Raw genomic sequence first — 24,468 nt, forward strand, 5'->3', positions numbered from 1 at the left:
GTCCTGAGGGACCGGGCGCCCCTCTTTCACGTCTTTCCGGCCCGCCTTCCCCTCGCGTTCCGCGAAGTGATGTCATGACCGTATGGAGATACGGACATGACATCGGGGCCGGGTCGGCGCTACCTTCAGCGGAATGTTGTGTGCGGGTCGGGAGGGCCAGTGAAGTCGGTCAACGAACAGCGGTCCGGGTTGCTGTACGGCATCGGCGCCTACGGGATGTGGGGGCTGGTCCCCCTCTTCTGGCCGCTCCTCAAGCCGGCCGGCGCGATGGAGATCCTGGCCCACCGCATGGTCTGGTCCCTCGCCGTCGTCGGCGTGGTGCTGGTGGCGGTACGCCGGTGGGCATGGATCGGGGAGCTGATCCGGCAGCCCCGGAGGCTGGGGCTCATAGCCATTGCCGCGAGCGTCATCACCGTCAACTGGGGCCTCTACATCTGGGCCGTCAACAACGGCCAGGTGGTCGAAGCGTCACTCGGCTACTTCATCAATCCGCTGGTCACCATCGCCATGGGTGTCCTGCTGCTGAAGGAACGGCTGCGGCCGGCGCAGTGGGTGGCGGTCGGCGTCGGCTTCACGGCGGTGCTCGTGCTGGCCGTCGGGTACGGGCAGCCGCCGTGGATCTCACTGATCCTGGCGTTCTCGTTCGCGACGTACGGGCTGGTCAAGAAGAAGGTCAACCTGGGTGGTGTCGAGTCGCTGGCCGCCGAGACCGCCATCCAGTTCCTGCCTGCGCTGGGCTACCTGCTGTGGATCGGTGCGCACGGGGGCGCCACGTTCGGTGCACAGGGGCCGGGCCATGCGGCGCTGCTCGCCGCGACCGGCATCGTGACCGCCGCGCCGCTGGTGTGCTTCGGTGCGGCGGCGATACGGGTGCCGTTGTCGACGCTCGGGCTGTTGCAGTACCTGGCACCGGTCTTCCAGTTCGGGCTCGGCGTCGTGTACTTCCACGAGGCCATGCCGCCGGAGCGGTGGGCCGGCTTCTCCCTGGTGTGGGCGGCGCTGGCGCTCCTGACGTGGGACGCGCTGCGGGCGGCTCGGCGGGGACGGGCGGAGGCGGTGCGGTTGGCCGCGGTTGCCGCCGGTGTGAGCGCGGGTGCTGGTGAGGGTGCGGGTGGTGTGTCCGGCCCCGCGTCGGCGGAGCCCGCGCCGGCGTCCAAGTAACCGGGGCGCCGCACCGGACCCGGTCCTCGAACGCCGGAGGGCGTCCCGGGGCCTGGGGGCTTGCCCCCGGTGCGGGAAGGGGCGGGGTGGGGAAGGCCCCCGCAGGGGCCCGCCCCGTTTCACCCGCGCCTACCCCACCGGCACCGAGCCCGGCTCGGCCGCGGTGGGCTCCGGGGTGCCGGGCACCTCGCTCACCCGGGTCCGCCCGCCCCGAAGGCCGAACGCCGTGATCACCGCGCCCGCGACCACCATCACCGCCGGCACCGCCAGCGCCGCGCGGAACGCGTTCAGGGTGGACTCCGGCGAACCGTCGCCGTTCGCCGCCACCAGGCCGTACACCGCCGTCACCGCCGAGATGCCGACGGCCGAGCCGAACTGGGTCGCCGTCGCCAGCAGCCCGCCCGCGACACCCTGCTCCGCCTCCTCGATGCCGTCCGTCGCTGCGATCGTCAGCGGCCCGTACGCCAGCGCGAACGCCGCGCCCGTCAGGAACAGCGTCGGCAGCATCGCGGCGTACGACCAGTCGAGACCCACCGGCAGGAACAGCACGTACGCCCCGATCGCCAGCACGAAACCGCCGAAGATCACCCGTGCGTTGCCGAACCGGTTGACCAGGCGCGGGGTGAGCGTCGGCGCCAGGACCGCGTCCACCCCCATGATCACCAGGGCCAGCGCCGTCTCCAGCGACGACCAGCCGCGCAGCTCCTGGAGGTAGAGCGTCACCATGAACTGGAAGCCGAAGAAGGAGCCGACGAACAGCAGAGCCCCCAGGTCGGCGCGCACCATCGTTGCCTTCCGCAGGAGTGCGAGCCGTACGAGCGGGGCCGCCGAGCGGCGCTCGACCGCCACGAAGGTGGCCACGAGGAGCAGCCCCGCGGCCACCACGGCGACCGTGAGCCGCCAGCCGTCGAAGCCGTGCTCCAGCCGTACGACCCCGTACGCCAGCAGCAGCATCGCCCCGGCGGCCGTCGCCGCGCCGGCCAGGTCGAAAGCACCGCCCCGGCGGGCCGGAGGCGCCTCCGCCGGCAGCCGCAGCGCCGCGAGCAGGATGGCCCCGCCCAGCAGCACCGGCGCGAAGAACACCCACCGCCAGCCGAGCTGCGTCAGCAGCCCGCCGATGACCAGGCCGAGCGAGAAGCCGCCCGCCGCCGTGCCGGCGAAGACCAGCAGGGCCTTGTCGCGCTGCGGGCCCTCCTCGTACGAGGTGGTGATGATCGACATCGCGGCCGGTGTCATGAACGCCGCCGCCACACCCGTCACGAAACGGGCGACGATCAGCATCCACCCCTCGGTCGCGAAGCCGCCCAGCATGGAGAAGCCGAGGAAGACCGCCAGCCAGGTCAGGAACATCCGCCGCCGGCCGAGCAGGTCGGCCGCTCGGCCGCCGAGCAGGGTGAATCCGGCGTACCCGAGGACGTACGCGCTCATCACCCAGGCCGCGCTGCCGGTCGGCAGCTCGAGGTCGGATCTGATGGACGGCACGGCCACCGACAGCATGGCCACGTCGATGCCTTCGAGAAAGATGGTGCCGCAGAGTACGAGCAACAGTGCCCAGGCGCGTCGAGTCATGGGTAAGGGCCCCTCACATCACGTCAGATCAAGCCAGTTACCGGGATGCCGGTCGGTTCCCTCTTGTAACCACTGGAATCCTGCGGGAGCATCTCGATCCATGGAAGAAGGCACTTTGAAGTCACCGAGTAACTGCGAAGTCACCGACTCCCAGGGGGCGTACGGCGACACCGACCCGTTCCAGTGGGACACCCGCGAGGACTGCGAGGTCCGCCAGATCCTCGACCGCGTCGCCGACAAGTGGTCGCTGCTGGTCATCGCGTTGCTCGACCATCACGTACTGCGCTTCACCGAACTGCGGCGCAAGATCGACGGCATCAGCCAGCGCATGCTGACAGTGACGCTCCGTCAGCTGGAGCGCGACGGGCTCGTCAAGCGCACGGTCCATCCGGTGGTGCCGCCGCGTGTGGAGTACGAACTCACGCCGCTCGGAGCGACGTTGCACACCACGATCCGCTCACTGGTCACCTGGACCGAGAAGCACCAGAACGAGATCGCGGCGGCTCGGGCCGACTACGACGCCCGTACGGCGGGCGGGGAAGAGCCGGCCCCCGCCGCCGTCACCGTGGCATCCGTGCACTGACTCCTCAGCCGTCCCCCAGGGCGGCGGCGACCGCGTCCATCACCGCGCGCCAGTGCGCACGCCCGGCCTCGCGCTCCTCGGCGTCGGCCAGATGTTCCTGATGGAAGGTGAGCACGGCCCTGTCGGCGCCCCCCGGGGCGGCGGAGACGGTGACCTGCACGGTCGTACTTCCATGGGTGAGGCGGATGCGGTCACCCGGCCGGTAGCTGCGGACCTCGCCCGTCGCACCGTCGGCCGTACGGTACGAAGCACCCTTCTCGGCGGCCGGCTCCGCGCCCTCGCCCAGCCAGAGCGCGAAACCCTCCGGGCTCGCGATGAACTCCCATACGGCGGCGGGTGGGTGGGGCAGCGTCCGGGAGACCCCGATCTCCCAGCCCGAATCCTGTGTGAGTCCCGTGGGCATCAGCTCTCTCCTTCGCTCTCGCTCTCGCTCCGGCTCAGACCCTGCCCCTGGCGGGCCCGGTGCGCGCGCGCCTTACTGCGGTTGCCGCAGCGTTCCATGGCGCACCAGCGGCGGCGGCCCGGGCGCGAGGTGTCGACGAACAGCAGGTAGCAGTCGTGCGAGCCGCATTCGCGGACGCGGTGGGCGTACGGGCCGGTGAACAGGTCTATCGCGTCGCGCGCCACCGTCGACAACAGCTGGGAGCCGGTGGCGCCGGGCCCCCACGCCCGTACGGCGCCCACGCCCGTCCCGACGTCGATACGGGTGATCAGCGGCTCCCGCGCCGCCCGCTCGTTGACCACGCCGAGGTCGGCCTCGGCGAGGGCGCGGCCGTGGGCCCGGTCGGCCGCGAGCCGGTGGAGCGCGTCACGCAGGGTGCGCGCGTCCGAGACCTCGCTCGCGCTCACGGTGAGGCCGAGACCGGACGGCAACCGGCTCTGCGCCGCCCAGCGCACCAGGTCGGCCGGCTCGTACAACACCTCGTACCGGGCGAGCAGGCCGGGGCCGCCGGTCGGCAGCAGCTCAAGGCACAGGGCGCCCGGGTCGAAGAGATAGGGGCGGCCTTCGGGCGTACGCAGGGTCAGTCCGGGCGATTCTGTTGCGGGCTCCATCACATAACCACTATAACTGGTTACCATGACACTGCACTGGAAGCTAGTCGTCGACGCCAACGACCCTCACGCCCAGGCCGACTTCTGGGCAACCACCCTCGGCTACGAGGTGGAGGACAACAGCGCGCTCATCGAGCGCCTCATCGGCTTCGGTGCCGTACAGCCGGCGGCCACGGTGGAGTTCCACGGCCGCAGCGCATTTCGGGATCTGGTCGCCGTCCGGCATCCGGACGACCCGTACGACGAGGACAGCGGGACGGGCCTCGGCCGCCGGATCCTCTTCCAGCGTGTACCGGAGGCGAAGACGGTCAAGAACCGGCTGCACATCGACGTGCACAGTGAGCCGGGCACGCGGGAGGCCGAGGTCGCCCGCCTGGAGACGCTGGGCGCGGCCGTCGCCCGCAGCGTCAAGGAGGCCGGGGGCGAATGGGTGGTCATGACCGACCCCGAGGGCAACGAGTTCTGCGTCCAATGAAGCCCGCCGACGCTCTCGGCGAAGCGTGCTGAAGCTCTGGCTTGGCTCAAGTCGGGAGTGTTCTCCCCCGTCGGGCGGCATGGTCGATTGACCGGCTCGACCGACGGGGGACCCGATGAAGCACCTCATACGCCCGGCCGGCGCGGCACTCGCCGCGTTCGCCTTTCTCACCGGTACGGCTGCCTGCACCACGCCACAGGCTCCCGCGCCGCAGCCGACGGCGAGCGCCCCGCCCAGCCCACCGCGCCCACCCCGGCTGCCCAGCGAGCAGCAGCTCACCGCCGCCGCTGCCGCCCTGACCGACCAGAACGTCCTCGACGACGAAGGTACGTTCGTGCTCTCGACGGCCGACGGCCTCGACAGCGCCAGCCAGAGCGAGATCGACCGCGGCACCCACCTGCTCATCGAGGCCGCCTGCGCGGGCGAGGGTTCGGCGACCCTCACCGTCACGTCGGGCAGGGCCAAGACCCGGCAGCACCTCGCCTGCGCCGAGAAGCCGCGCGCCAAGACGTTCGCCTTCACCACCCGTGGGGGCTCGGTCTTCTTCGAAGCCGGCCGGGGCACGGCCACGAGCGGCGCCCTCGCCTATCTCGCGCGCCGTCCGGCATCCGAACACCGCTGACCGGTTTCCGCTCTTGACGCAGGGTCAAACTCTCGCTGAACATGCAGCACGCACAGCTCGCGTACAGCCCATGTACCACCAGCTCCAACGCCCCGTGCCGTCACCCGCGTCCCGGGGCGCTCGCACGTTCCGTTGTCCCCGTACGGAATCCGGAGCCCCCACATGAACCTCTCCCGCGTCTCCCACCTCTCCACTCCCAGACGCACCGCCGCAGCCGTCGCCCTCGCCCTCACCGGCCTGGTCGCCGCCACCGCGCCAGTCGCGTCCGCCGCCCCGACCGCCGCGACCGCCCCGGCCGCCGCCCCCGACATACCCCTCGCCAACGTCAAGGCGCACCTCACCCAGCTCCAGTCGATAGCCACCGCCAACGGCGGCAACCGCGCACACGGCCGTCCTGGCTACAAGGCTTCCGTCGACTACCTCAAGGCCAAGCTGGACGCCGCCGGATTCACCACCTCCGTCACGACGTTCACCTCCGGTGGCGCGACCGGCTACAACCTGATCGCCGACTGGCCGGGCGGCGACCCGAACAAGATCCTGATGGCCGGCGCGCACCTCGACTCGGTCTCCTCGGGTCCCGGCATCAACGACAACGGGTCCGGCTCCGCCGCCGTCCTGGAGACCGCGCTCGCTGTCTCCCGCGCACAGCTCACACCCACGAAGCATCTGCGGTTCGGCTGGTGGGGGGCCGAGGAGCTCGGCCTCGTCGGCTCGAAGGCATACGTCAACAGCCTTCCCACGACCGAGCGTGCAAAGTTCTCCGGCTACCTCAACTTCGACATGATCGGCTCGCCGAACCCCGGCTATTTCGTCTACGACGACGATCCCGCCATCGAGAAGACCTTCAAGGACTACTACGCGGGCATCGGCGTCCCGACCGAGATCGAGACCGAGGGCGACGGCCGCTCCGACCACGCGAGCTTCAAGAACGTCGGCATACCGGTCGGCGGCCTGTTCACCGGCGCCAGCCGTACGAAGACGAGTGCCCAGGTCCAGAAGTGGGGCGGCACCGCGGGCACGTCCTTCGACCGCTGCTACCACTCGTCCTGCGACACCACGGCTAACATCAACGACACCGCCCTGGACCGCAACAGTGACGCCGTCGCCCACGCCGTCTGGACGCTGGGCACCGAGCCGACCGTGCCGCCCGGCGACGCGTACGAGAACACCGCGGACGTCGCCGTCCCGGACAACGGCGCGGCCGTCACCTCGTCGGTCACCGTCTCGGGCCGTACGGGCAGCGCCCCGGCCGCGCTCAAGATCGGCGTGGACATCAAGCACACGTGGCGCGGTGACCTGGTCGTCGACCTGGTCGCACCGGACGGTACGGCGTACCGGCTGAAGGGCTCCAGCGGCAACGACTCGGCCGACAACGTGATCGCCACCTACACCGTGGACGCGTCGAGCGAGTCGGCCAACGGCACCTGGAAGCTGAAGGTCCAGGACGTCGCCGCGCAGGACACCGGTTACATCGACAGCTGGAAGCTCACCTTCTGATCCCGGGTACGGCCCGGCCCCGGCGGAGGCCGGGCCGTCTCGCGCTTCTCAGGCCGTGATGTCCTTCGTCGTGAAGCGCGCCCAGGCGGCGGAGCCGAACACCGCCGCGTACAACGCCTGGAGCCGGAGATTGTCCAGCACCTCGTCCCAGAGGACCGGCTCGCGCAGCAGGTCGGCGAAGGACAGCCAGTGGTGCGGGAAGAGATAAGGATGGATCGCGTGCAGCTGCGGGATCGTGTCCAGGATCTGCACCGTGATCAGCAGCCCGACCGTCGCCGCCATCGCCGCTATGCCGCTGTTGGTGAGGGTCGATACGAACAAGCCGATCGCCGCGAGCCCGACCAGCGAGGCCGCCACGATCGCCGCGATCAGCACGGCCCGCAACAGGCCCTCCCCGATGCCGATCCGCGTACCGGAGATCGTCGTGACCTCCCCCAGCGGGAAGAGCAGGGCGCCGGTGGCCAGCGCCGACGCGGCCACGACCAGGGTCGCGACCAGGCAGAAGACCAGGGTGGACGCGTACTTGGCGAGCAGCAGCCGGGTACGTCCGGCCGGGGCGACCAGCAGATAGCGCAGCGTGCCGGCGTTCGCCTCGCCCGCCACCGCGTCGCCCGCGACGACGCCGACGGCCATGGGCAGGAAGACGGGGAGGGTCGCGGCGAGCGCCGCGAAGACGAGGAAGAGCCCGTTGTTGGTGATCTGGGTGAGGAAGGCCGGGCCCGCGCCGCCCCCTTCTCCGCCCCCGCCGTCGCCGACGGGCGAGCCGTCGCTCGTCTGGATCTTCACGGCGATGCCGATGAGTACGGGTACGGCGGCGAGGACCGCCAGCAGGGCGAGCGTGCGCCAGCGCCGGAAGGTGATGGTCAGCTCGGACCGGAAGAGGCCGAGGGTCCACAGCGGACTGCGGGCCCTCACCGTACCGTCCCGCTCCTGACCGTCCTTCGCCTGGCCGTCCTTCGCCTTCGACCGATCCGTCGTCTCAGCCCGCGACATCGAAACCCTCCCCGGTCAGCGCCACGAACGCGTCCTCCAGCGAGGCCCGTGCGACGCCGAAGGACCTCACGCGGACATCGGCCCGCACGAGCGCGGAGTTCAGGTCCGCCAGGTCCATGTCTCCCGGCGGCAGCTCCCCCGTCACCCGCCCGTCCGCGACCGTCAGGTCGGTGACGCCCAGCTCCTTGAGCACCCGCGAAGCGTCCGCCGTGTCCGGTGTGGTGACGGCGAGCCGCCCGCGCGCACCGGCGGCCAGCTCGGCGACCGTGCCCTGGACGAGGAGCCGCCCCTGGGCCATCACCGCCGCGTGGGTGCACACCTGCTCGATCTCGTCGAGCAGGTGCGAGGACAGGAAGACCGTCGTACCGTCCGCCGCCAGCTCGCGCACCAGCGAGCGGATCTCGCGCATGCCCTGCGGGTCGAGACCGTTCGTCGGCTCGTCCAGTACGAGCAGCTTGCGCGGCTGGAGCAGCGCGGACGCGAGCCCGAGCCGCTGCTTCATCCCGAGCGAGTACGCCTTGGCCTTCTTGCTGCCCGCCGCCGTCAGGCCCACCCGGTCGAGCGCCGCCGCGACCCGCGCCCGGCGGGTGCGCGGGTCGGCGGCGGGGTCGGCGGAGTCGTAACGGATCAGGTTGTCGCGGCCGGACAGGAACGGGTACAGCGCCGGTCCCTCGATGAGCGCGCCCACCTGCGGGAGGACCGTACGGGCCGCGGGCGGCACGGGCCGGCCGAGCAGCGTCGCCGTACCGGACGTCGGTTCGATCAGCCCCATCAGCATCCGGATGGTGGTCGTCTTCCCCGAGCCGTTGGGCCCGAGGAAGCCGAAGACGCTGCCGGCGGGCACGCTGAGGTCGAGCCCGTCGACGGCGAGCTGCCCGCCGCGGAAACGCTTCGTGAGCCCACGTGTGTCGATGACGGCCTCACTGCTCACGGCGGACAACTCCTCCATCCCGGCTCCGTTCCCTCGCTGCTGCTGCCTACCCGTAGCCGCTGTGCGCGGCTGCTGCCTACTTGGCCGCGTTGGCGGCCTGGACCAGCGCGTCCTTGGTGACCGCGCCGACGTACACCTTGCCGTCGTCCGTCATCAGGGCGTTGACGAGACGGGTCTTGAAGACCGTGCCCGAGCCGAACTCGCCGGACACCTTGTCGCCCAGCGCGTTCATGAACTGCTCGGCCTCCGGGGGCAGGTCACCCTTCTCCGGCGCCTTGAAGTCGGCTTCGCCGCCGGGCGACGAGATCTCGGCAACCGAGGTCCAGCCCTTGCCGATGACGTTGAGCCCCTCGAAGTCCTTCATGCCCTCCTCGGCCTTGAAGTCCTCCCCGGGCGCGAAGTCCTTCTCGTGGGCCTTCATCTCGTCTGCCTCGGTCACCCTCGCGCCCTTGGGCGGGCTGAACGTGAAGGTGTCCGCGGACGGCTTCGCGAAGTCGACCTTGGTGAAGCCCGCGTCGATCGCGGCCTTGCCGCCGCTGCTCGGCGTGAGCGTGAACTTGAGCGGTACGCCGTTCTCCGCGTCGACCGCGACCCTGATGGACCCGATCGTCGAACCGGACTGCTTGGGCTTGATCAGCAGCTGGTACGCGTCCCGGCCGGCGACCTGCGCCGTACCGTCGACCGTCACCGACGTGGTGTCGTCGGCGGCCTTCAGCGCCTCCTCGGCCAGGCCCTTGGGGGTCGTCGGGACACCCTCGGGCAGCTTCTCGTGCTTGCCGGCAACCTTGCCGCCGTCCTTGCCCGCGTCCTTCGCGTCCGCGGGTGCCTTGGCGTGGAAGGCCTCGTTCGAGGCACTGTCGTACGCCCAGACCTCGCCGGCGTTGTGGATCAGGCTGTACTCCGCCGCGTTGTCCAGGACCGAGACCCGCTGCTTGTCCGGGCCGTCGGCCGCCACACGCAGGGTGTGCGAACCGGAGGCGAGCTCCATCAGCTTGGCCTGCGGATCGGCTGACGAGCCCTCACCGTCGCTCCCGCCCTTGGGCGCCAGGCTGTCGGCGATACCGCCGAGCGAGGGAATGCCCAGGTCGGTGTTGATCTTCACGGTGCCGGAGAGCTGCTGCGTGTCCGACGCCGCGATCTTCTCGATCAGCTGCTGAGCACTGATCTTCGGCAGGTCGGGGTCGCCGGCGTCGGCGAGCGCCGGGACGAGCCCGATGGTCGCCGCCGCCACCCCCGCCACCCCCGCCACCGCGACCGGGACGATGTAGCGCGCGGCCTTGCGGCGCCCCGCGGTGAAGTCCCTGCCCTCGGTGGTCTGTGCGCTGTCGTTCGGTGCCATGTGTGCCCTACCTCCGTGGTTGGCGGCCGTCGTCCAGTTGCACTCGTCCACCCCGCGCCGCCATTCTCACCCGAATTGGTGGGGAGTGGTGGTTCCAATCTCACCAAAACGGGGGGCAGGAAGCGTCAGACCCCGGGATCAACTCCATGTACTGCTCGGGGATGACATACGACGTCGGCGCCTCCCCCGCCAGAGAGGGAAGACGCCGATTGCCCCTTGCACGCAGTTGTGGTCAGTGCTGGATGAAGACGTAGTCCGCCCGGTACGGAACGGCCGCGAGCGAGCCCGCCACGCAGCTCCCGGCCGGTGCCACGCCGCCCACCGTGTTCAGCCGCAGGATCTCGGTGGTCCGCGCGAACAGCCCGTGCTTCTTGCCGGACCGCTCCGCCCGGAGGTCGAGCTCCGGGATGTTGCCGGCGCCGTTCGGGCTCCTGCTGATGAGCGAGCCGGTCACAGCGCTGCGGTCCTTCGCGACCCACTGCGGCGTGCCGGAGTTCGGCCGTACGAAGGAGTGCGCGATGCCGCCGGCGAGTACGGCCCGTACGTCTCGCTGCTGGAACGAGCTCTTGCCGTCCGTGCCCTTCTTGCACTCGTAGATCTGCTTGCCCTTGACGACCGGCGCCCGGAAGTTGTGCAGAGCGCGGTCGAAGTCGAAGCCGTCGGTGACCCGGTGGAACTGGCCGCGCACCGCGCCGCCGGGGAACTCGGCGGTGTGCAGGTTGGCGTAGAAGCTCGTCGGGTCGGACGTGAGCGCCTTGAGCACGGCGGCGTCCGCGACCTCGACCGAGCCGGTCGCGGTCCGCGCCCTGCTCTTCCCGCCACCCTCGCCCTCGCCCTTGGCCTTGCCTTCGCCCATGGCCTTGCCCTCACCCTTGCCGAGCTGCCGGGTGAAGTCGATCTTGACGCCCCCGTTGACGCCCTTGGGGCCCTGATGGAGGTGGAGCGCGGTCGGCTTGCCGGTGCCGCGCCACTTCACGGCGAACGACACGGTGCTGCCCTCGACCTTGACGAATTCCAGCGCGGCGCCGTCCTTGTCGCCTGCGGCCGGGCCGCCCTGCACCGGCACCTCGTTGGACCCGTTCAGACTGGCCACGAGGTACGAGGCGCCGAGACCGCCGCCCGAGCCCGCGTGCCGCACGGCGACGTCCGTTGTGGAAGAACCCTTGCTGTGGGCGGCGGCCGGGACCACGGCGAGCGTGACGCCCGCCGCTGCCGCGACCGCGGTGATGCCGACGGCGACGCGCCGACGACCGCGCATCTTCGCAATACCGCTCATGACCTGAAATCTCCCCGTTCCAGCGCCGCCGCCCCCTGCGTCGGCTTCCGGTCATGAATACGGAGCGGATCCGGGTCAGAACTCAACGCGACCATGTGACCTGAGTCACAGGCGCGCCACTATCCCGCGCGATGCACCACCGCGTCGCACAGCTCTTCCAGAGCCGACTTCGCGTAGCACTCGGGCAGCGGTGCCAGCGAGGCCCGCGCCTCCTCGGCGTACCGGATGGTGTCGCGTCGCGCCTGTTCCAGCGCCGGGTGCGCGCGCAGCCGGCGCAGTACCTCGGCGAGCCGGGCGTCGTCCGCGAGGTCGCCGTCCAGCAGCTCGCACAGCTCGACGTCGTCCGGGCGCCCGTGCTCGGCGGCCTGTGCGCGCAGCAGCAGCACCGGCAGCGTGGGAATGCCTTCGCGCAGGTCCGTACCGGGCGTCTTGCCGGACTCGTGACTGTCGCTCGCGATGTCGAGTACGTCGTCGGCCAGCTGGAAGGCGGTGCCGAGGCGCTCGCCGTACTGCGTGAGGATGTCGACGACGCGCTCGTCGGCGCCCGCCATTATGGCGCCGAAGCGGCCCGAGACGGCGATCAGCGAGCCGGTCTTGCCCGCGATGACGTCCAGGTAGTGCCCGACGGGGTCCTGGCCCTCGCGCGGCCCGGCCGTCTCCAGGATCTGGCCGGTGACGAGACGCTCGAACGCGTCCGCCTGGATCCGTACGGCTTCGGGGCCGAGGTCCGCCAGGATGCGCGACGCGCGCGCGAAGAGGAAGTCGCCGGTCAGGACCGCGACCGAGTTGCCCCAGCGTGCGTTCGCGCTGGGGACTCCGCGGCGTACGTCCGCCTCGTCCATCACGTCGTCGTGGTACAGCGTGGCGAGATGCGTCAGCTCGACAACAACGGCGGAGGGCACGATGCCCGGCGCGTGGGGGTCACCGAACTGTGCGGCCAGCAGGACCAGCAGCGGCCGGAACCGCTTGCCCCCGGCCCGGACCAGATGCTGGGCTGCCTCCGTGATGAAGGGAACCTCGCTCTTGGTAGCGTCGAGCAGTCCTTCCTCGACGGCTGCCAATCCGGTCTGGACATCGGTCTCCAGAGCCTGGTCCCGCACGCTCAGTCCGAACGGCCCGACGACGGTCACGAGGGTCACTCCTGTCTGCTGACGATCACACGGATTGTCGATGTGTCGCTGCCTTCACTCAAGTCAGCGTATCCGGTCGCCTTTCGATCACAGTGAGCGCCTTCCCGTCGCCCCGAGCACAGTCCCGTGGGCACCGGGTTCTTTCCGCCCGATACGGGCATGAGAACGCCCTTTGTCCCGCGTGGGGCTCGCCACCTCAGCCCCGGGGAGGAGCGGGCAGAGGAAAGCGCCGCGGGCACTCGTCCCGCGGCGCCTGCCGCTGCCGTGCGGCCCCGGGCCCTCAGCCCCGCGCCACCGCCCGCGCCAGCCGCGCCGACGCGTACTCCGTGCCGCACACGAACCGCATCACCGGCCCGAACGACGCCGCAGCCGGCAATCCCGTGAAGTGGAGCCCCGGCACCGAAGAGCCGTACCCCGCGTCCAGCCGCGGCGCCCCCCGCGTCACCGTCAGCTCCGCCCGCAGCTCGTGCCCGAGGAACCCCAGCGCGGCCACGTCCGTCCGGTAGCCCGTCGCGGCCATCACATGGTCGGCGGACAGCTCCCGCTGCGCCCCCTGCCCCCCGCTCAGTGTCAACACCGGCAGGCCGTCCTGCACCCGCGCCCCGACGACGCCCCGGCCGTCCGTGACCCGCACATCCGCCGCCATGAACCGGTCCCGCAGCCACCACGCCCCCAGCGGCCCCAGGACCCGCCGCACCAGATAGTGGCGCGCGGGTGCGGGAAGGCGGCGTACATGCGTCGCGTAGTACGTCAGCCCGTGCAGCGACCACGCCCGCCCGAACGGCGACGGGGGCCGCAGCCGCGACTGGCGGTCCGGCGCCTCCCCGAAGGCCACCGCGCCGCGCCCCCGCGCCACCACGCGCACCGACGCCGCACCCGCCTCCGCCATCAGGACGGCGTTCTCCAGCGCCGACTGCCCCGCACCGATGACGATCACGTCCTGTCCGGCGAACCGTGACAGGTCCCGGTGCTGCCCCGCGTGCGAGAAGGGCCCCGTCGCCGACGGCCCGTCCGGCACCGCCGCCGCCAGCTCACGCGGCAGCCGCGCGAGGCCGGACAGCCCCGTCGCCACCACCACCGCCCGCGCCGCGAACTGCTCACCCGAGTCGAGCTTGATCTCGAATCCGTCGCCCCCCGCCGCACGGTCGACGGAGACCACCCGCACCTGCTCCAGATCCGGCAGCAGCTTCTCGGCGAACCACTGCCCGTACCGCGCGAAGGTCTCGACCGGCACCAGATCCCAGTCGGACTCGTACCGCCGCTCCCCCGTCTCCGCGCAGAAGTCGATCAGGTCGTGCCCCGGCTGCGGAGCGTCGATGTTGGAAGCCACCGGAGTCGACTTGAGCAGCATCCCGGCCGGCATGTGCTCGCGCCAGCTCACCATGGGCGAGCCGAAGACACGGACCGCGATGCCGCGGGCCCGCAGATGGGCGGCGGTGGACAGGCCGTACGGCCCGGCTCCGACGACTGCTACCGGACGGATCATCTGAAGTCCCCTCCCAGGGCGTCACTTCGCGATTCCCGGACCGCCACCCCGACGGCCGGCCCGGGCTCCGCGCCACATCTCGTACAGGTGCCTGGCGCCCGGCCGTACGAACCGCGCCATCATCATGACGACCGGCACCATGTCGTCGGCCGCGACCCACGCCAGCTCCGTGCTGCCCGCCCGCACCGGCGCGTGCGGCGTCGTATAGCCGCTGCGGCGGTAGGCGAGCAGAGCGGCCAGGTCGATGTTCTCGACGACGTAGCGGTGACCGGCCCGCTGTTCCCCCTCGGGGACTTTCCGGCCGGTCAGGTGAAGGTGCTGCGCCCTCACCACATCCACCCCGGCCTCGTTCTCGAAGAGCCGGAACTGGGCGCCCATCCTGGGATTGAAGTCGAGCAGTTTGTACTGCCCGTCGCGCCGGTCGTAGCGCAGGTCGAGGTCGACGACCCCACTGAAGCCGATCCGCTTGATGAACTCACCCGCCAGCGCCGCCAGTTCGGCGTTGCCCACGACGTACGCGTTCGCCGTCATGCCCGCGTGCGGCGGCCACGACCGTACCTTCACCCCGGTGAACATCGCCAGCGCCGCACTGTCCGCGTCGGCATACGCGTGGACGATCCAGTCCTCGGCGTCCTCGCGCGGCAGGTATTCCTGGAGGATCACGCCGGGATGCTCGCCCCAGCCGCGTGCGAGGGCCAGGAGGCGCCCGGGCGACTCGATGCGCGTGGTCCCGCCGACAGCGGGCTGCTTGCGGCGTACGAACGCCTCCCGGTTCTTGGCGACGACCGGGAAGCGCGCCCCGGCCGCGAACGCCTCCACGTCGGCGTACGTATCGGGGAAGGAGGCCGCCGGCGACGGCACGCCGTGCTCGACGCACAGCTCGTGCAGCCCCTGCTTGCTGGCGAGCCGGCGCGGCAGCTTGGCGTCGACGCGCGGGAAGAGGAAGGGGCCCGCGAGCGTGTCCTGATGCTCGGCGATGAGGACCGCCGCCTCCTCGTCGGTGGGGACCAGGACGGTCGGCCGCCCTATCCGACGCCCTATGCGCAACAGCCCTTCCACGAGCCGCTCGGGTTCCTCCGCGCCCGTGGTCGGCCAGACGAAGGCGCGCTCCAGATAGCGGGAGCGCGCGGCCGGGGTCCACCGGTCCTCGGTGACGGCGTACATGGGGATGCCGAGTCTTCCCAGGCTGCGGATCGCCCCCACTCCACCATGGTGCAGCGGATAGTTCCCGATCTTCACGATCAGGCCGGGAACGTCCCGGTCAGGCATGATCGGCGCACGGTCGAACGGCACACTGCGGCTCGCCACCTGTCCCCCCTACGACACGGACCCCGCCCCTGACCTGCCCTGTCCCCGCCCTGTCCCTGCCCTGCCCCTGCACTGCCCCTGCACTGCCCGCGTCCCCAAAGGACGCTAAGCCGGAATTCCCCACTCCAGCAAGGTCTTTTCGGACATTGCGAACTCTTTAGACACTGCCGTCGCAGGCGACACCCACGTAACGTGTGGTCCTCCACGATCTGGAAAGCGAGGCAGCACCGATGCCCGAGCAGAGCCCGCTCGACCTGGCCGAAGGCGACCTCTTCGGCCCGCACAACCTCCCCTACGGCGTCTTCTCCACCCCGGACGAGCCCGAGCGCCGCCGGGTCGGCGTCCGTATCGGCGGCCATGTGCTGGACGCGGGGGCGGCGGCGCTCACGCTGGGCTCTCCGTACGCCGCGCTGCTCGCCCAGCCCACGCTCAACCCGCTGCTCGCGGCGGGTCGCACGGCCTGGCGCGACGTACGCCGGGCGCTCACCGCGTGGGTGACGAGCCCGGCGCACCGCGCCGACATCGAGCCCCTGCTGCACCCCGTCTCCGGCGTCACGCTGCACCTCCCGTACGACGTGGCGGACTACGTCGACTTCTACGCGAGCGAGCACCACGCCACGAACGTCGGCAGGATCTTCCGCCCCGACGGCGACGCGCTGACCCCCAACTGGAAGCACCTGCCGATCGGTTACCACGGACGAGCCGGCACGGTGGTGGTGTCCGGTACGGAGGTGGTGCGGCCCAGCGGCCAGCGCAAGGCGCCGACGGACCCGGCGCCGGCCTTCGGCCCCTCGGTCAAGCTGGACATCGAAGCGGAAGTCGGCTTCGTGGTGGGCACTTCCTCCACCCACGGCACGCCGGTGCCGCTCGCGGACTTCCGGGAGCACGTCTTCGGCCTGTTCCTGCTCAACGACTGGTCGGCGCGGGACATCCAGGCGTGGGAGTACGTACCGCTGGGCCCCTTCCTCGGCAAGTCCTTCGCCACGTCGGTGTCGGCGTGGGTGACCCCGCTCGAAGCCCTGGACTCGGCCCATGTGGCCCCGCCGGCCCGGGACTTCCCACTCCTCCCCTACCTCGACGACTCCCACGAGGAGGAGCCCGGCGGCTACGACGTCCGCATCGAGGTGAGGATCAACGGCGAGGTCGTCTCGGAGCCGCCCTTCTCGACGATGTACTGGACGGCGGCGCAGCAGCTGACCCAGATGACGGCGAACGGCGCGTCGCTCCGTACGGGCGACCTCTTCGGATCCGGCACAGTCAGCGGTCCCGAGGTGAACCAGCGGGGCTCCCTCCTCGAACTCACCTGGAACGGGCGCGACCCGATCGAACTCTCCGCCGGCAAGCGGACGTTCCTGGAGGACGGCGACGAGGTGACCATGACGGCGTGGGCCCCTGGCCCGCACGGCACGCGGGTCGGCCTGGGCGAAGTGACGGGCCGCATCACCCCGGCCCGCTAGCAGCCGCCGCGCGGGGCCGAGACACCGCAGCGCGGGGCCTTCCCCCCACCCCGCCCCTTCCCGGACCGGGGCAAGCCCCAGCTTCGGGAAGAGGGCGGGCTGGGGGAAGGCTCCGCGCTGCGGCCACGCCGCCCACTACGCCGGGCCGGAAAACTCCGGCTCGTCCCAGTCCGGCTCCGCGCCCCAGTCCCAGTCCTCCGCGCCCGCGACGGCAACCGGCACCGCCGACCCGGCCCGGCCCGGCGGGTCAACCGGGCTGACCGCAGCCGCAGCGCTCGCAGGGGCCACCTGGGGCGCCGCACTGACCGGGGCCACCTGGGCCGCCGCGCCGCCCGCAGGCGTCGGCCCCGGGATCTCCGCCCCCGCCCCGCCCCACGAGGCCAGTACCCCGAGCACGCCCTCGCCGTACGTCGCCAGCTTCTTCTCGCCGAGGCCGGCAATGCCGCCCAGCTCCGCCACCGACCCCGGCCGCACCGTCGCGATCTCCCGCAGCGTCGCGTCGTGGAAGATGACGTACGCCGGTACGCCCTGCTCCCGCGCCTGCTCCCCCCGCCAGGCGCGCAGCGCTTCGAAGACCGGTACCGCCTCCGCCGGGAGGTCCGCCTTGGCGGCGGCCGCCTTCGCCTTGCGCTCGCCCTTGGCGGCCCGAGCGCCCGGCACCGGCTTCGCCTCCTTGCGCAGGCGCACCTCACGCTCCCGGCTCAGCACCGACGCGCTCTCGTCGGTCATCACCAGCGTGCCGTACTCACCCTCGACCGCCAGCAGGCCCTGCGCGAGCAGCTGACGCACCACGCCCCGCCACTCCACCTCCGCCAGCTCTTCGCCGATGCCGAACACCGACAGCTGGTCGTGGTCGAACTGGATCACCTTCGCGGTCTTGCGGCCCAGCAGGATGTCGATGATCTGGCCGGCCCCGAACTTCTGCCTGCGCTCCCGCTGCAACCGCACCACGGTCGAAAGGACCTTCTGCGCCGGCACCGTCCCGTCCCATGTCTCCGGCGGCGTCAGGCACGTGTCGCAGTTGCCGCAGGACGGCGCACCGGGCTCCTGTCCGAAGTAGGCGAGAAGCTGCGCCCGCCGGCACTGCGCCGTCTCGCAGAGCGCGAGCATCGCGTCCAGATGCGACGCCGCACGCCGCCGGAACGCCTCGTCGCCCTCGCCGCTCTGGATCATCTTGCGCTGCTGCACCACGTCCTGGAGGCCGTACGCCATCCACGCCGTCGACGGCAGCCCGTCACGCCCCGCACGGCCCGTCTCCTGGTAGTAGCCCTCGACCGACTTCGGGAGGTCCAGGTGGGCGACGAAACGCACGTCCGGCTTGTCGATGCCCATACCGAAGGCGATGGTCGCCACGACGACCAGGCCCTCCTCGCGCAGGAAGCGGGACTGGTGCGCCACGCGCGTGCCCCCGTCGAGCCCCGCGTGGTACGGAACCGCCTCGATGCCGTTCTGGCAGAGAAACTCCGCCGTCCTGTCCACGGAATTGCGCGACAGGCAGTAGACGATGCCGGCGTCCCCCGCGTGCTCCTCGCGCAGGAAGGACAACAGCTGCTTCTTCGGGTCCGACTTCCCCACGATCCGGTACTGGATGTTGGGCCGGTCGAAGCTCGCCACGAAGTGCCGGGCCTCCGGCATGGCGAGCCGCTGGGTGATCTCCCGGTGCGTGGCGTCCGTCGCGGTCGCCGTGAGCGCGATCCTCGGCACCTCCGGCCACCGCCGGCCCAGCACCGACAGGTTCAGGTAGTCGGGCCGGAAGTCGTGGCCCCACTGGGCCACACAGTGCGCCTCGTCGATCGCGAAGACCGAGATCTTGGCCCGGGACAGCAGGTCGAGCGTCGCGTCCAGACGCAGCCGCTCCGGCGCCAGGTAGAGCAGGTCCAGCTCCCCGGCCAGGAACTCCGCCTCCATCGCGCGCCGCTCGCCGAAGTCCTGCGTGGAGTTGATGAAGCCGGCCCGCACACCGAGCGCCCGAAGTGCGTCGACCTGGTCCTGCATCAGCGCGATGAGCGGGGAGATCACGATGCCCGTACCCGGTCTGACCAGCGCCGGGATCTGGTAGCACAGCGACTTTCCGCCGCCGGTCGGCATCAGCACGACCGCGTCCCCGCCGGCCACCACATGCTCGATGACCGCGGCCTGCTCACCACGGAACGCGTCGTACCCGAAGACCCGGTGCAGCGTCTCCAGGGCGTCGCTCCGCGTCACCGCACCGGCCTCGACCGCCTCCACCATGCCACCTGTCCCGTCCATCGCTCTGTCCCCCGTACGTACCGTGCCCGGCTCCCCACGATAGGGGCACGCACTGACACCCCCGCCCAAAAGCTGCCGCCCGGCACCCCTGCGAGGAGGGACGCCGGGCGGCGATCACGCACATACGGTCGGCCGTACGACCGGCCGTACGGTCAGCGGACGAAGACTCCCGCCTGGCCGGCGAGATCCAGGAAGTACTGCGGCGCCACACCGAGCACGAGCGTCACCGCGACACCCAGCCCGATCGCCACCATCGTCAGCGGCGACGGCACGGCGACCGTCGGGCCGTCCGCCTTCGGCTCGCTGAAGAACATCAGGACGATCACCCGGATGTAGAAGAACGCGGCGATCGCCGACGAGATCACACCGACCACGACCAGCGCCCCGGCGCCGCCCTCGGCCGCCGCCTTGAAGACCGCGAACTTGCCCGCGAAGCCCGACGTCAGCGGAATGCCGGCGAAGGCCAGCAGGAAGACCGCGAAGACCGCGGCCACCAGCGGCGAACGCCGCCCCAGCCCCGCCCACTTCGACAGGTGCGTCGCCTCGCCGCCCGCGTCCCGCACCAGCGTGACCACCGCGAAGGCGCCGATCGTCACGAAGGAGTACGACAGCAGGTAGAAGAGGACGGACGAGATACCAGAGGGCCGGGTCGCGATCACACCGGCCAGGATGAATCCGGCGTGCGCGATCGAGGAGTACGCCAGGAGCCGCTTGATGTCGGTCTGGGTGATGGCGACGATCGCACCGCCCAGCATGGTGACGATCGCGATGGCCCACATCACCGGCCGCCAGTCCCAGCGCAGGCCCGGCAGTACGACGTACAGCAGCCGCAGCATGGCGCCGAAGGCGGCCACCTTGGTCGCGGCGGCCATGAAGCCGGTGACCGGCGTCGGAGCGCCCTGGTAGACGTCCGGGGTCCACATGTGGAACGGGACCGCGCCGACCTTGAAGAGCAGGCCCATGAGGATCATCGCGCCGCCGATCAGCAGCAGCGCGTCGTTGCCCATGGTGTCGGCGAGCGCCGGATCGATCTGCTTGACCGTGCCGTCGACGACGCTCGCGATCCTGGCGTACGAGACCGAGCCCGCGTACCCGTACATCAGCGCGATCCCGAACAGCAGGAACGCCGACGAGAAGGCGCCGAGCAGGAAGTACTTCACCGCGGCTTCCTGCGACATCAGCCGCTTGCGGCGGGCGACGGCGCACAGCAGGTACAGCGGGAGCGAGAAGACCTCCAGCGCCACGAACAGCGTCAGCAGGTCGTTGGCCGCCGGGAAGACGAGCATTCCGGCGACCGCGAACAGCATGAGCGGGAAGACCTCGGTGGTGGTGAACCCGGCCTTGACCGCCGCCTTCTCGCTCTCGCTGCCCGGTACGGACGCCGCCTGCGCGGCGAACGAGTCGACGCGGTTGCCGTGCGCGTCCGGGTCGAGCCTGCGCTCGGCGAACGTGAACACGGCGACCAGCGAGGCCAGCAGGATCGTGCCCTGGAGGAACAGCGCCGGACCGTCGACCGCGATGGCGCCCTCCGCCGCGATCTGCGCCTTCGTGGTGCCGTACCCACCCGCCGCGAGCGCCACGATCGCCGCGAAGGCGGCGGCGATGGCGACGACCGACAGGAACAGCTGCGCGTAGTACCGGGCCTTGCGCGGTACGAAGGCCTCGACGAGTACGCCGACAACGGCCGCGCCCACGACGATGAGCGTCGGCGACAGCTGGGCGTACTCGATGTGCGGAGCCGTGAATCCGCCTTCGGCGCTCGGCGCCGCGACCGTCGTCCACAGGCTGTGGACAGCTGATGCGCTCACTTGGCCGCCTCCGCCTCAATCTCGGGGGTGGGGTCCGTCTTCCGGACGTCGGACATGGTGTGCTTCACGGCCGGATTGACGACGTCCGTCAGCGGCTTGGGAAAGACGCCGAGGAGCAGCAGCAGCGCGATCAGCGGGGCGACGACCACGAGCTCACGGGCCTTGAGGTCGGGCATCGCCCGCACTTCGGCCCGGACCGGGCCCGTCATCGTCCGCTGGTACAGGACGAGCGTGTAGAGCGCGGCGAGGACGATGCCGACCGTGGCGATGATCCCGGCCGCCGGGTACACCGCGAACGCGCCGACCAGCACCAGGAATTCGCTGACGAACGGTGCCAGCCCCGGCAGCGACAGCGTGGCGAGGCTGCCGACCAGGAACGTCCCGGCGAGGACCGGAGCGACCTTCTGCACTCCGCCGTAGTCGGCAATGAGCCGCGACCCGCGCCGCGTGATCAGGAAGCCGGCCACCAGCATCAGCGCGGCGGTCGAGATCCCGTGGTTGACCATGTAGAGCGTCGCGCCCGACTGGCCCTGGCTCGTCATCGCGAAGATGCCGAGCACGATGAAGCCGAAGTGCGAGATCGAGGCGTACGCGATCAGGCGCTTGATGTCCCGCTGGCCGACGGCCAGCAGCGCGCCGTAGATGATGCTGACCAGCGCCAGCACGATGATCACGGGCGTCGCCCACTTGCTGGCCTCCGGGAAGAGCTGGAGGCAGAAGCGCAGCATCGCGAAGGTGCCGACCTTGTCGACGACCGCGGTGATCAGCACGGCGACCGGGGCGGTCGCCTCACCCATGGCATTGGGCAGCCAGGTGTGCAGCGGCCACAGCGGCGCCTTCACGGCGAACGCGAAGAAGAAGCCGAGGAAGAGCAGCCGCTCCGTGTTGGTCGCCATCTCCAGCTCGCCGCTCGCGCGCGCCTCGGCGATCTCCGCGAGCGAGAAGCTCCCGGCGACCACGTAGAGACCGACGACCGCGGCCAGCATGATCAGGCCGCCGGCCAGGTTGTAGAGGAGGAACTTGACGGCGGCGTACGAGCGCTGGGTGGCCGCCGCCCCGTCGGTGCCCGCGTGCGCCCGGTCCCCGAAGCCCCCGATGAGGAAGTACATCGGGATGAGCATGGCCTCGAAGAAGATGTAGAAGAGGAAGACGTCGGTGGCCTCGAAGGAGAGGATCACCATCGCTTCGACCATCAGGATCAGGGCGAAGAAGCCCTGGGTCGGGCGCCAGCGGGAGCTCTTCGTCTCCAGCGGGTCGGCGTCGTGCCAGCCCGCCAGGATGATGAACGGGATCAGCAGCGCCGTGAGCGCGATCAGCGCGACGGCGATGCCGTCCACGCCCAGCTCGTACCTGACCCCGAAGTCCGGGATCCAGGCGTGGGATTCGGTGAGCTGGTAGCGGTCGCCACCGGGCTCGAAGCGGATGAACACGACGGCCGCCAGGACCAGCGTGGCGAGCGAGAACAGCAGCGCCAGCCACTTGGCGGCCGTGCGGCGCGCGGCGGGCACGGCGGCGGTCAGGACCGCACCGACCGCCGGGAGCGCCGCCGTAACCGTCAGAAGGGGAAAAGACATCGTGATCAGACCGCCCTCATCAGCAGGGTCGCGGCAATGAGGATCGCCGTACCGCCGAACATCGAGACCGCGTACGAGCGGGCGTAGCCGTTCTGCAGTTTGCGCAGCCGACCGGACAGGCCGCCGACCGTGGCCGCCGTGCCGTTGACCACCCCGTCGACCAGGGTGTGGTCGACGTACACCAGCGAGCGGGTGAGGTGCTCGCCGCCGCGGACCAGCACGACGTGGTTGAAGTCGTCCTGGAGGAGGTCGCGGCGGGCTGCGCGAGTCAGTAGCGAGCCGCGCGGGGCGACGACCGGGACGGGCCTGCGGCCGTACTGGAGGTACGCGATCGCGACGCCGGCCAGCAGGACGGCGACCGTCATGCCGGTGATCACCGGGACGCTGATCGGCGGGTGCGGGTGCTCGAACTGCGTCACCGGCTCCAGCCAGTTCACGAACCGGTCCCCGATGCTGAAGAACCCTCCCGCGAAGACCGATCCGAAGGCAAGCACGATCATCGGGATCGTCATCGACCTGGGCGACTCGTGCGGATGAGGCATCTCGCCGGGCTGCACGTCGATGCCGGGCTCGACACCGGCCGTCGTGTCCGGGTCGGGGGCGGGCTGCCAGCGCTTCTCGCCGAAGAACGTCAGGATCATCACGCGCGTCATGTAGTACGCCGTGATGCCCGCGCCCAGCAGCGTCACCGTGCCGAGGATCCAGCCCTGGGCGCCGCCCGAGGCGAAGGCCGCCTCGATGATCTTGTCCTTGGAGAAGAAGCCCGACAGACCGGGGAAGCCGATGATCGCGAGATAGCCGAGTCCGAACGTCACGAACGTCACCGGCATGTACTTCCGCAGGCCGCCGTACTTCCGCATGTCGACCTCGTCGTTCATGCCGTGCATGACCGATCCGGCGCCGAGGAAGAGGCCCGCCTTGAAGAAGCCGTGCGTCACCAGGTGCATGATCGCGAAGGCGTACCCGATGGGGCCGAGGCCCGCAGCCAGGATCATGTAGCCGATCTGCGACATCGTCGAACCGGCCAGCGCCTTCTTGATGTCGTCCTTCGCGCAACCGACGATCGCACCGAAGAGGAGCGTGACCGCACCGACCGTGACGACCGCGGTCTGCGCGTCGGGAGCGGCGTCGAAGATCGCGCCGGACCGGGTGATCAGGTAGACGCCGGCCGTCACCATCGTGGCGGCGTGGATGAGGGCCGAGACCGGGGTCGGGCCCTCCATCGCGTCACCGAGCCAGGACTGGAGCGGCACCTGGGCCGACTTGCCGCAGGCGGCCAGCAGCAGCATCAGCCCGATCGCCGTCATCTTGCCTTCGCTGGAGTCCCCCGTCGCCGCGAGCACCGGCCCGAAGGCGAAGGTCCCGAAGGTGGTGAACATCAGCATGATCGCGATGGACAGACCGATGTCGCCGACGCGGTTGACGATGAAGGCCTTCTTGGCCGCCGTCGCCGCGCTCGGCTTGTGCTGCCAGAAGCCGATGAGCAGGTACGACGCCAGACCGACGCCCTCCCACCCGAAGTACAGCAGCAGGTAGTTGTCGGCGACGACCAGCAGGAGCATCGCCGCGAGGAAGAGGTTCAGGTAGCCGAAGAAGCGACGCCGGCGCTCGTCGTGCTCCATGTAGCCGATCGAATAGATGTGGATCAGCGTGCCCACACCGGTGATCAGCAGCACGAACGTCATCGAGAGCTGGTCGAGCTGGAAGGCGATGTCGGCCTGGAAGCCCTCGACGGCAATCCAGCTGTAGAGGTGCTGACGCATGGTCCGCGCCTCGACGTCGTACCCCAGCATCGCGCCGAACAGCACCACGCCGATCACGAACGAGGCCGCCGCCAGCACCGTGCCGATCCAGTGACCGACACGGTCGAGCCGCCGCCCGCCGCACAGCAGGACCGCCGCTCCGAGCAAAGGCGCTGCGACAAGCAGCGCAATCAAGTTCTCCACGATTCTTGCG

General features: G+C 70.7%; 20 protein-coding genes. 6 read left to right on the top strand and 14 right to left on the bottom strand.

Annotated features, from left to right (window positions below; translation table 11 throughout):
* The first annotated feature begins 159 nt into the window (after window positions 1–159).
* Window positions 160–1,161, top strand: a complete 1,002-nt coding sequence (gene rarD / locus ACWIHY_RS17155; RefSeq protein ID WP_454376449.1) for an EamA family transporter RarD — start codon at window positions 160–162, stop codon at window positions 1,159–1,161.
* 129 nt (window positions 1,162–1,290) lie between these two features.
* Here the strand turns inward: rarD and ACWIHY_RS17160 are convergent, their stop codons facing one another.
* Complete coding sequence (locus ACWIHY_RS17160; RefSeq protein WP_454376450.1) at window positions 1,291–2,730, bottom strand: MFS transporter; 1,440 nt, start codon at window positions 2,728–2,730, stop codon at window positions 1,291–1,293.
* 100 nt (window positions 2,731–2,830) lie between these two features.
* Here ACWIHY_RS17160 and ACWIHY_RS17165 point away from each other — a divergent pair, with 100 nt between their 5' ends.
* Complete coding sequence (locus tag ACWIHY_RS17165; protein WP_454376451.1) at window positions 2,831–3,313, top strand: winged helix-turn-helix transcriptional regulator; 483 nt, start codon at window positions 2,831–2,833, stop codon at window positions 3,311–3,313.
* A gap of 4 nt (window positions 3,314–3,317) precedes the next feature.
* On the opposite strand, the gene ACWIHY_RS17170 is transcribed toward ACWIHY_RS17165, so the two are convergent.
* Together ACWIHY_RS17170 and ACWIHY_RS17175 are read right to left on the bottom strand one after the other, a co-directional pair.
* Entirely contained in the window at window positions 3,318–3,716 is a 399-nt protein-coding gene (locus ACWIHY_RS17170; RefSeq protein WP_454376452.1) for an SRPBCC family protein, read from the bottom strand.
* Window positions 3,716–4,366 (bottom strand): CGNR zinc finger domain-containing protein, encoded by a 651-nt coding sequence (locus ACWIHY_RS17175; protein WP_454376453.1) that lies wholly within the window; start codon window positions 4,364–4,366, stop codon window positions 3,716–3,718. The genes ACWIHY_RS17170 and ACWIHY_RS17175 overlap by 1 nt, the downstream gene beginning before the upstream one ends.
* Window positions 4,367–4,391: 25 nt before the next feature.
* On the opposite strand from ACWIHY_RS17175, the gene ACWIHY_RS17180 reads away from it, so the two are divergent.
* The 3 genes from ACWIHY_RS17180 to ACWIHY_RS17190 all read left to right on the top strand — a co-directional run bounded on the left by ACWIHY_RS17180 (window position 4,392) and on the right by ACWIHY_RS17190 (window position 6,960).
* The gene (locus ACWIHY_RS17180; RefSeq protein WP_454376454.1) at window positions 4,392–4,841 is read left to right on the top strand and encodes a VOC family protein; all 450 of its coding nucleotides are present in this window, start codon (window positions 4,392–4,394) and stop codon (window positions 4,839–4,841) included.
* Window positions 4,842–4,956: 115 nt separating this feature from the next.
* On the top strand, window positions 4,957–5,463 hold the full coding sequence (locus ACWIHY_RS17185) for a hypothetical protein (protein WP_454376455.1): 507 nt from the start codon (window positions 4,957–4,959) through the stop codon (window positions 5,461–5,463).
* A gap of 162 nt (window positions 5,464–5,625) precedes the next feature.
* Entirely contained in the window at window positions 5,626–6,960 is a 1,335-nt protein-coding gene (locus ACWIHY_RS17190; RefSeq protein ID WP_454376456.1) for a M28 family metallopeptidase, read from the top strand.
* A 48-nt stretch (window positions 6,961–7,008) separates the two neighbouring features.
* On the opposite strand, the gene ACWIHY_RS17195 is transcribed toward ACWIHY_RS17190, so the two are convergent.
* The 7 genes from ACWIHY_RS17195 to ACWIHY_RS17225 all read right to left on the bottom strand — a co-directional run bounded on the left by ACWIHY_RS17195 (window position 7,009) and on the right by ACWIHY_RS17225 (window position 15,384).
* A complete protein-coding gene (locus ACWIHY_RS17195; protein WP_454376457.1) occupies window positions 7,009–7,953 on the bottom strand; it encodes an ABC transporter permease in 945 nt (314 codons plus the stop codon).
* Window positions 7,940–8,902, bottom strand: a complete 963-nt coding sequence (locus tag ACWIHY_RS17200) for an ATP-binding cassette domain-containing protein (protein ID WP_454376458.1) — start codon at window positions 8,900–8,902, stop codon at window positions 7,940–7,942. Before ACWIHY_RS17200 ends, ACWIHY_RS17195 begins: the two co-directional genes overlap by 14 nt.
* Before the next feature lie 58 nt (window positions 8,903–8,960).
* Window positions 8,961–10,223: a LolA family protein gene (locus ACWIHY_RS17205; RefSeq protein WP_454376459.1), complete on the bottom strand. Its 1,263-nt coding sequence runs from the start codon at window positions 10,221–10,223 to the stop codon at window positions 8,961–8,963.
* A gap of 232 nt (window positions 10,224–10,455) precedes the next feature.
* Window positions 10,456–11,499, bottom strand: a complete 1,044-nt coding sequence (locus ACWIHY_RS17210; protein WP_454376460.1) for a CHRD domain-containing protein — start codon at window positions 11,497–11,499, stop codon at window positions 10,456–10,458.
* A gap of 119 nt (window positions 11,500–11,618) precedes the next feature.
* The gene (locus ACWIHY_RS17215) at window positions 11,619–12,629 is read right to left on the bottom strand and encodes a polyprenyl synthetase family protein (RefSeq protein ID WP_454376461.1); all 1,011 of its coding nucleotides are present in this window, start codon (window positions 12,627–12,629) and stop codon (window positions 11,619–11,621) included.
* 280 nt (window positions 12,630–12,909) lie between these two features.
* Window positions 12,910–14,115: an FAD-dependent oxidoreductase gene (locus ACWIHY_RS17220; protein ID WP_454376462.1), complete on the bottom strand. Its 1,206-nt coding sequence runs from the start codon at window positions 14,113–14,115 to the stop codon at window positions 12,910–12,912.
* Between the two features lie 21 nt (window positions 14,116–14,136).
* Entirely contained in the window at window positions 14,137–15,384 is a 1,248-nt protein-coding gene (locus ACWIHY_RS17225; protein WP_454376463.1) for a carboxylate--amine ligase, read from the bottom strand.
* Window positions 15,385–15,653: 269 nt separating this feature from the next.
* Between ACWIHY_RS17225 and fahA the strand changes: the two genes are divergently transcribed.
* A complete protein-coding gene (gene fahA / locus ACWIHY_RS17230) occupies window positions 15,654–16,880 on the top strand; it encodes a fumarylacetoacetase (protein WP_454376464.1) in 1,227 nt (408 codons plus the stop codon).
* Window positions 16,881–17,015: 135 nt separating this feature from the next.
* Here the strand turns inward: fahA and recQ are convergent, their stop codons facing one another.
* From recQ to nuoL, 4 genes are all read right to left on the bottom strand, one after another.
* A complete protein-coding gene (gene recQ, locus ACWIHY_RS17235) occupies window positions 17,016–19,130 on the bottom strand; it encodes a DNA helicase RecQ (RefSeq protein WP_454376465.1) in 2,115 nt (704 codons plus the stop codon).
* A 152-nt stretch (window positions 19,131–19,282) separates the two neighbouring features.
* The gene (gene nuoN, locus ACWIHY_RS17240) at window positions 19,283–20,938 is read right to left on the bottom strand and encodes an NADH-quinone oxidoreductase subunit NuoN (RefSeq protein ID WP_454376466.1); all 1,656 of its coding nucleotides are present in this window, start codon (window positions 20,936–20,938) and stop codon (window positions 19,283–19,285) included.
* The gene (locus ACWIHY_RS17245) at window positions 20,935–22,512 is read right to left on the bottom strand and encodes an NADH-quinone oxidoreductase subunit M (RefSeq protein ID WP_454376467.1); all 1,578 of its coding nucleotides are present in this window, start codon (window positions 22,510–22,512) and stop codon (window positions 20,935–20,937) included. The genes nuoN and ACWIHY_RS17245 overlap by 4 nt, the downstream gene beginning before the upstream one ends.
* Before the next feature lie 5 nt (window positions 22,513–22,517).
* Entirely contained in the window at window positions 22,518–24,458 is a 1,941-nt protein-coding gene (gene nuoL, locus ACWIHY_RS17250) for an NADH-quinone oxidoreductase subunit L (RefSeq protein WP_454376468.1), read from the bottom strand.
* Between the last annotated feature and the right edge of the window lie 10 nt (window positions 24,459–24,468).

This window comes from Streptomyces sp. NPDC055287 (assembly GCF_053646035.1).

What these genes read in the sequence shown, in the direction of transcription:
- ACWIHY_RS17245 (WP_454376467.1), bottom strand. Translation starts at nt 22,512, where the DNA reads ATGTCTTTTCCCCTTCTGACGGTTACGGCGGCGCTCCCGGCGGTCGGT.
- ACWIHY_RS17180 (WP_454376454.1), top strand. Translation starts at nt 4,392, where the DNA reads ATGACACTGCACTGGAAGCTAGTCGTCGACGCCAACGACCCTCACGCC.
- fahA (WP_454376464.1), top strand. Translation starts at nt 15,654, where the DNA reads ATGCCCGAGCAGAGCCCGCTCGACCTGGCCGAAGGCGACCTCTTCGGC.
- ACWIHY_RS17185 (WP_454376455.1), top strand. Translation starts at nt 4,957, where the DNA reads ATGAAGCACCTCATACGCCCGGCCGGCGCGGCACTCGCCGCGTTCGCC.
- recQ (WP_454376465.1), bottom strand. Translation starts at nt 19,130, where the DNA reads ATGGACGGGACAGGTGGCATGGTGGAGGCGGTCGAGGCCGGTGCGGTG.
- ACWIHY_RS17160 (WP_454376450.1), bottom strand. Translation starts at nt 2,730, where the DNA reads ATGACTCGACGCGCCTGGGCACTGTTGCTCGTACTCTGCGGCACCATC.
- ACWIHY_RS17210 (WP_454376460.1), bottom strand. Translation starts at nt 11,499, where the DNA reads ATGAGCGGTATTGCGAAGATGCGCGGTCGTCGGCGCGTCGCCGTCGGC.
- ACWIHY_RS17195 (WP_454376457.1), bottom strand. Translation starts at nt 7,953, where the DNA reads ATGTCGCGGGCTGAGACGACGGATCGGTCGAAGGCGAAGGACGGCCAG.
- ACWIHY_RS17220 (WP_454376462.1), bottom strand. Translation starts at nt 14,115, where the DNA reads ATGATCCGTCCGGTAGCAGTCGTCGGAGCCGGGCCGTACGGCCTGTCC.
- ACWIHY_RS17205 (WP_454376459.1), bottom strand. Translation starts at nt 10,223, where the DNA reads ATGGCACCGAACGACAGCGCACAGACCACCGAGGGCAGGGACTTCACC.
- ACWIHY_RS17225 (WP_454376463.1), bottom strand. Translation starts at nt 15,384, where the DNA reads ATGCCTGACCGGGACGTTCCCGGCCTGATCGTGAAGATCGGGAACTAT.
- ACWIHY_RS17175 (WP_454376453.1), bottom strand. Translation starts at nt 4,366, where the DNA reads ATGGAGCCCGCAACAGAATCGCCCGGACTGACCCTGCGTACGCCCGAA.
- ACWIHY_RS17200 (WP_454376458.1), bottom strand. Translation starts at nt 8,902, where the DNA reads ATGGAGGAGTTGTCCGCCGTGAGCAGTGAGGCCGTCATCGACACACGT.
- ACWIHY_RS17170 (WP_454376452.1), bottom strand. Translation starts at nt 3,716, where the DNA reads ATGCCCACGGGACTCACACAGGATTCGGGCTGGGAGATCGGGGTCTCC.
- ACWIHY_RS17165 (WP_454376451.1), top strand. Translation starts at nt 2,831, where the DNA reads ATGGAAGAAGGCACTTTGAAGTCACCGAGTAACTGCGAAGTCACCGAC.
- ACWIHY_RS17190 (WP_454376456.1), top strand. Translation starts at nt 5,626, where the DNA reads ATGAACCTCTCCCGCGTCTCCCACCTCTCCACTCCCAGACGCACCGCC.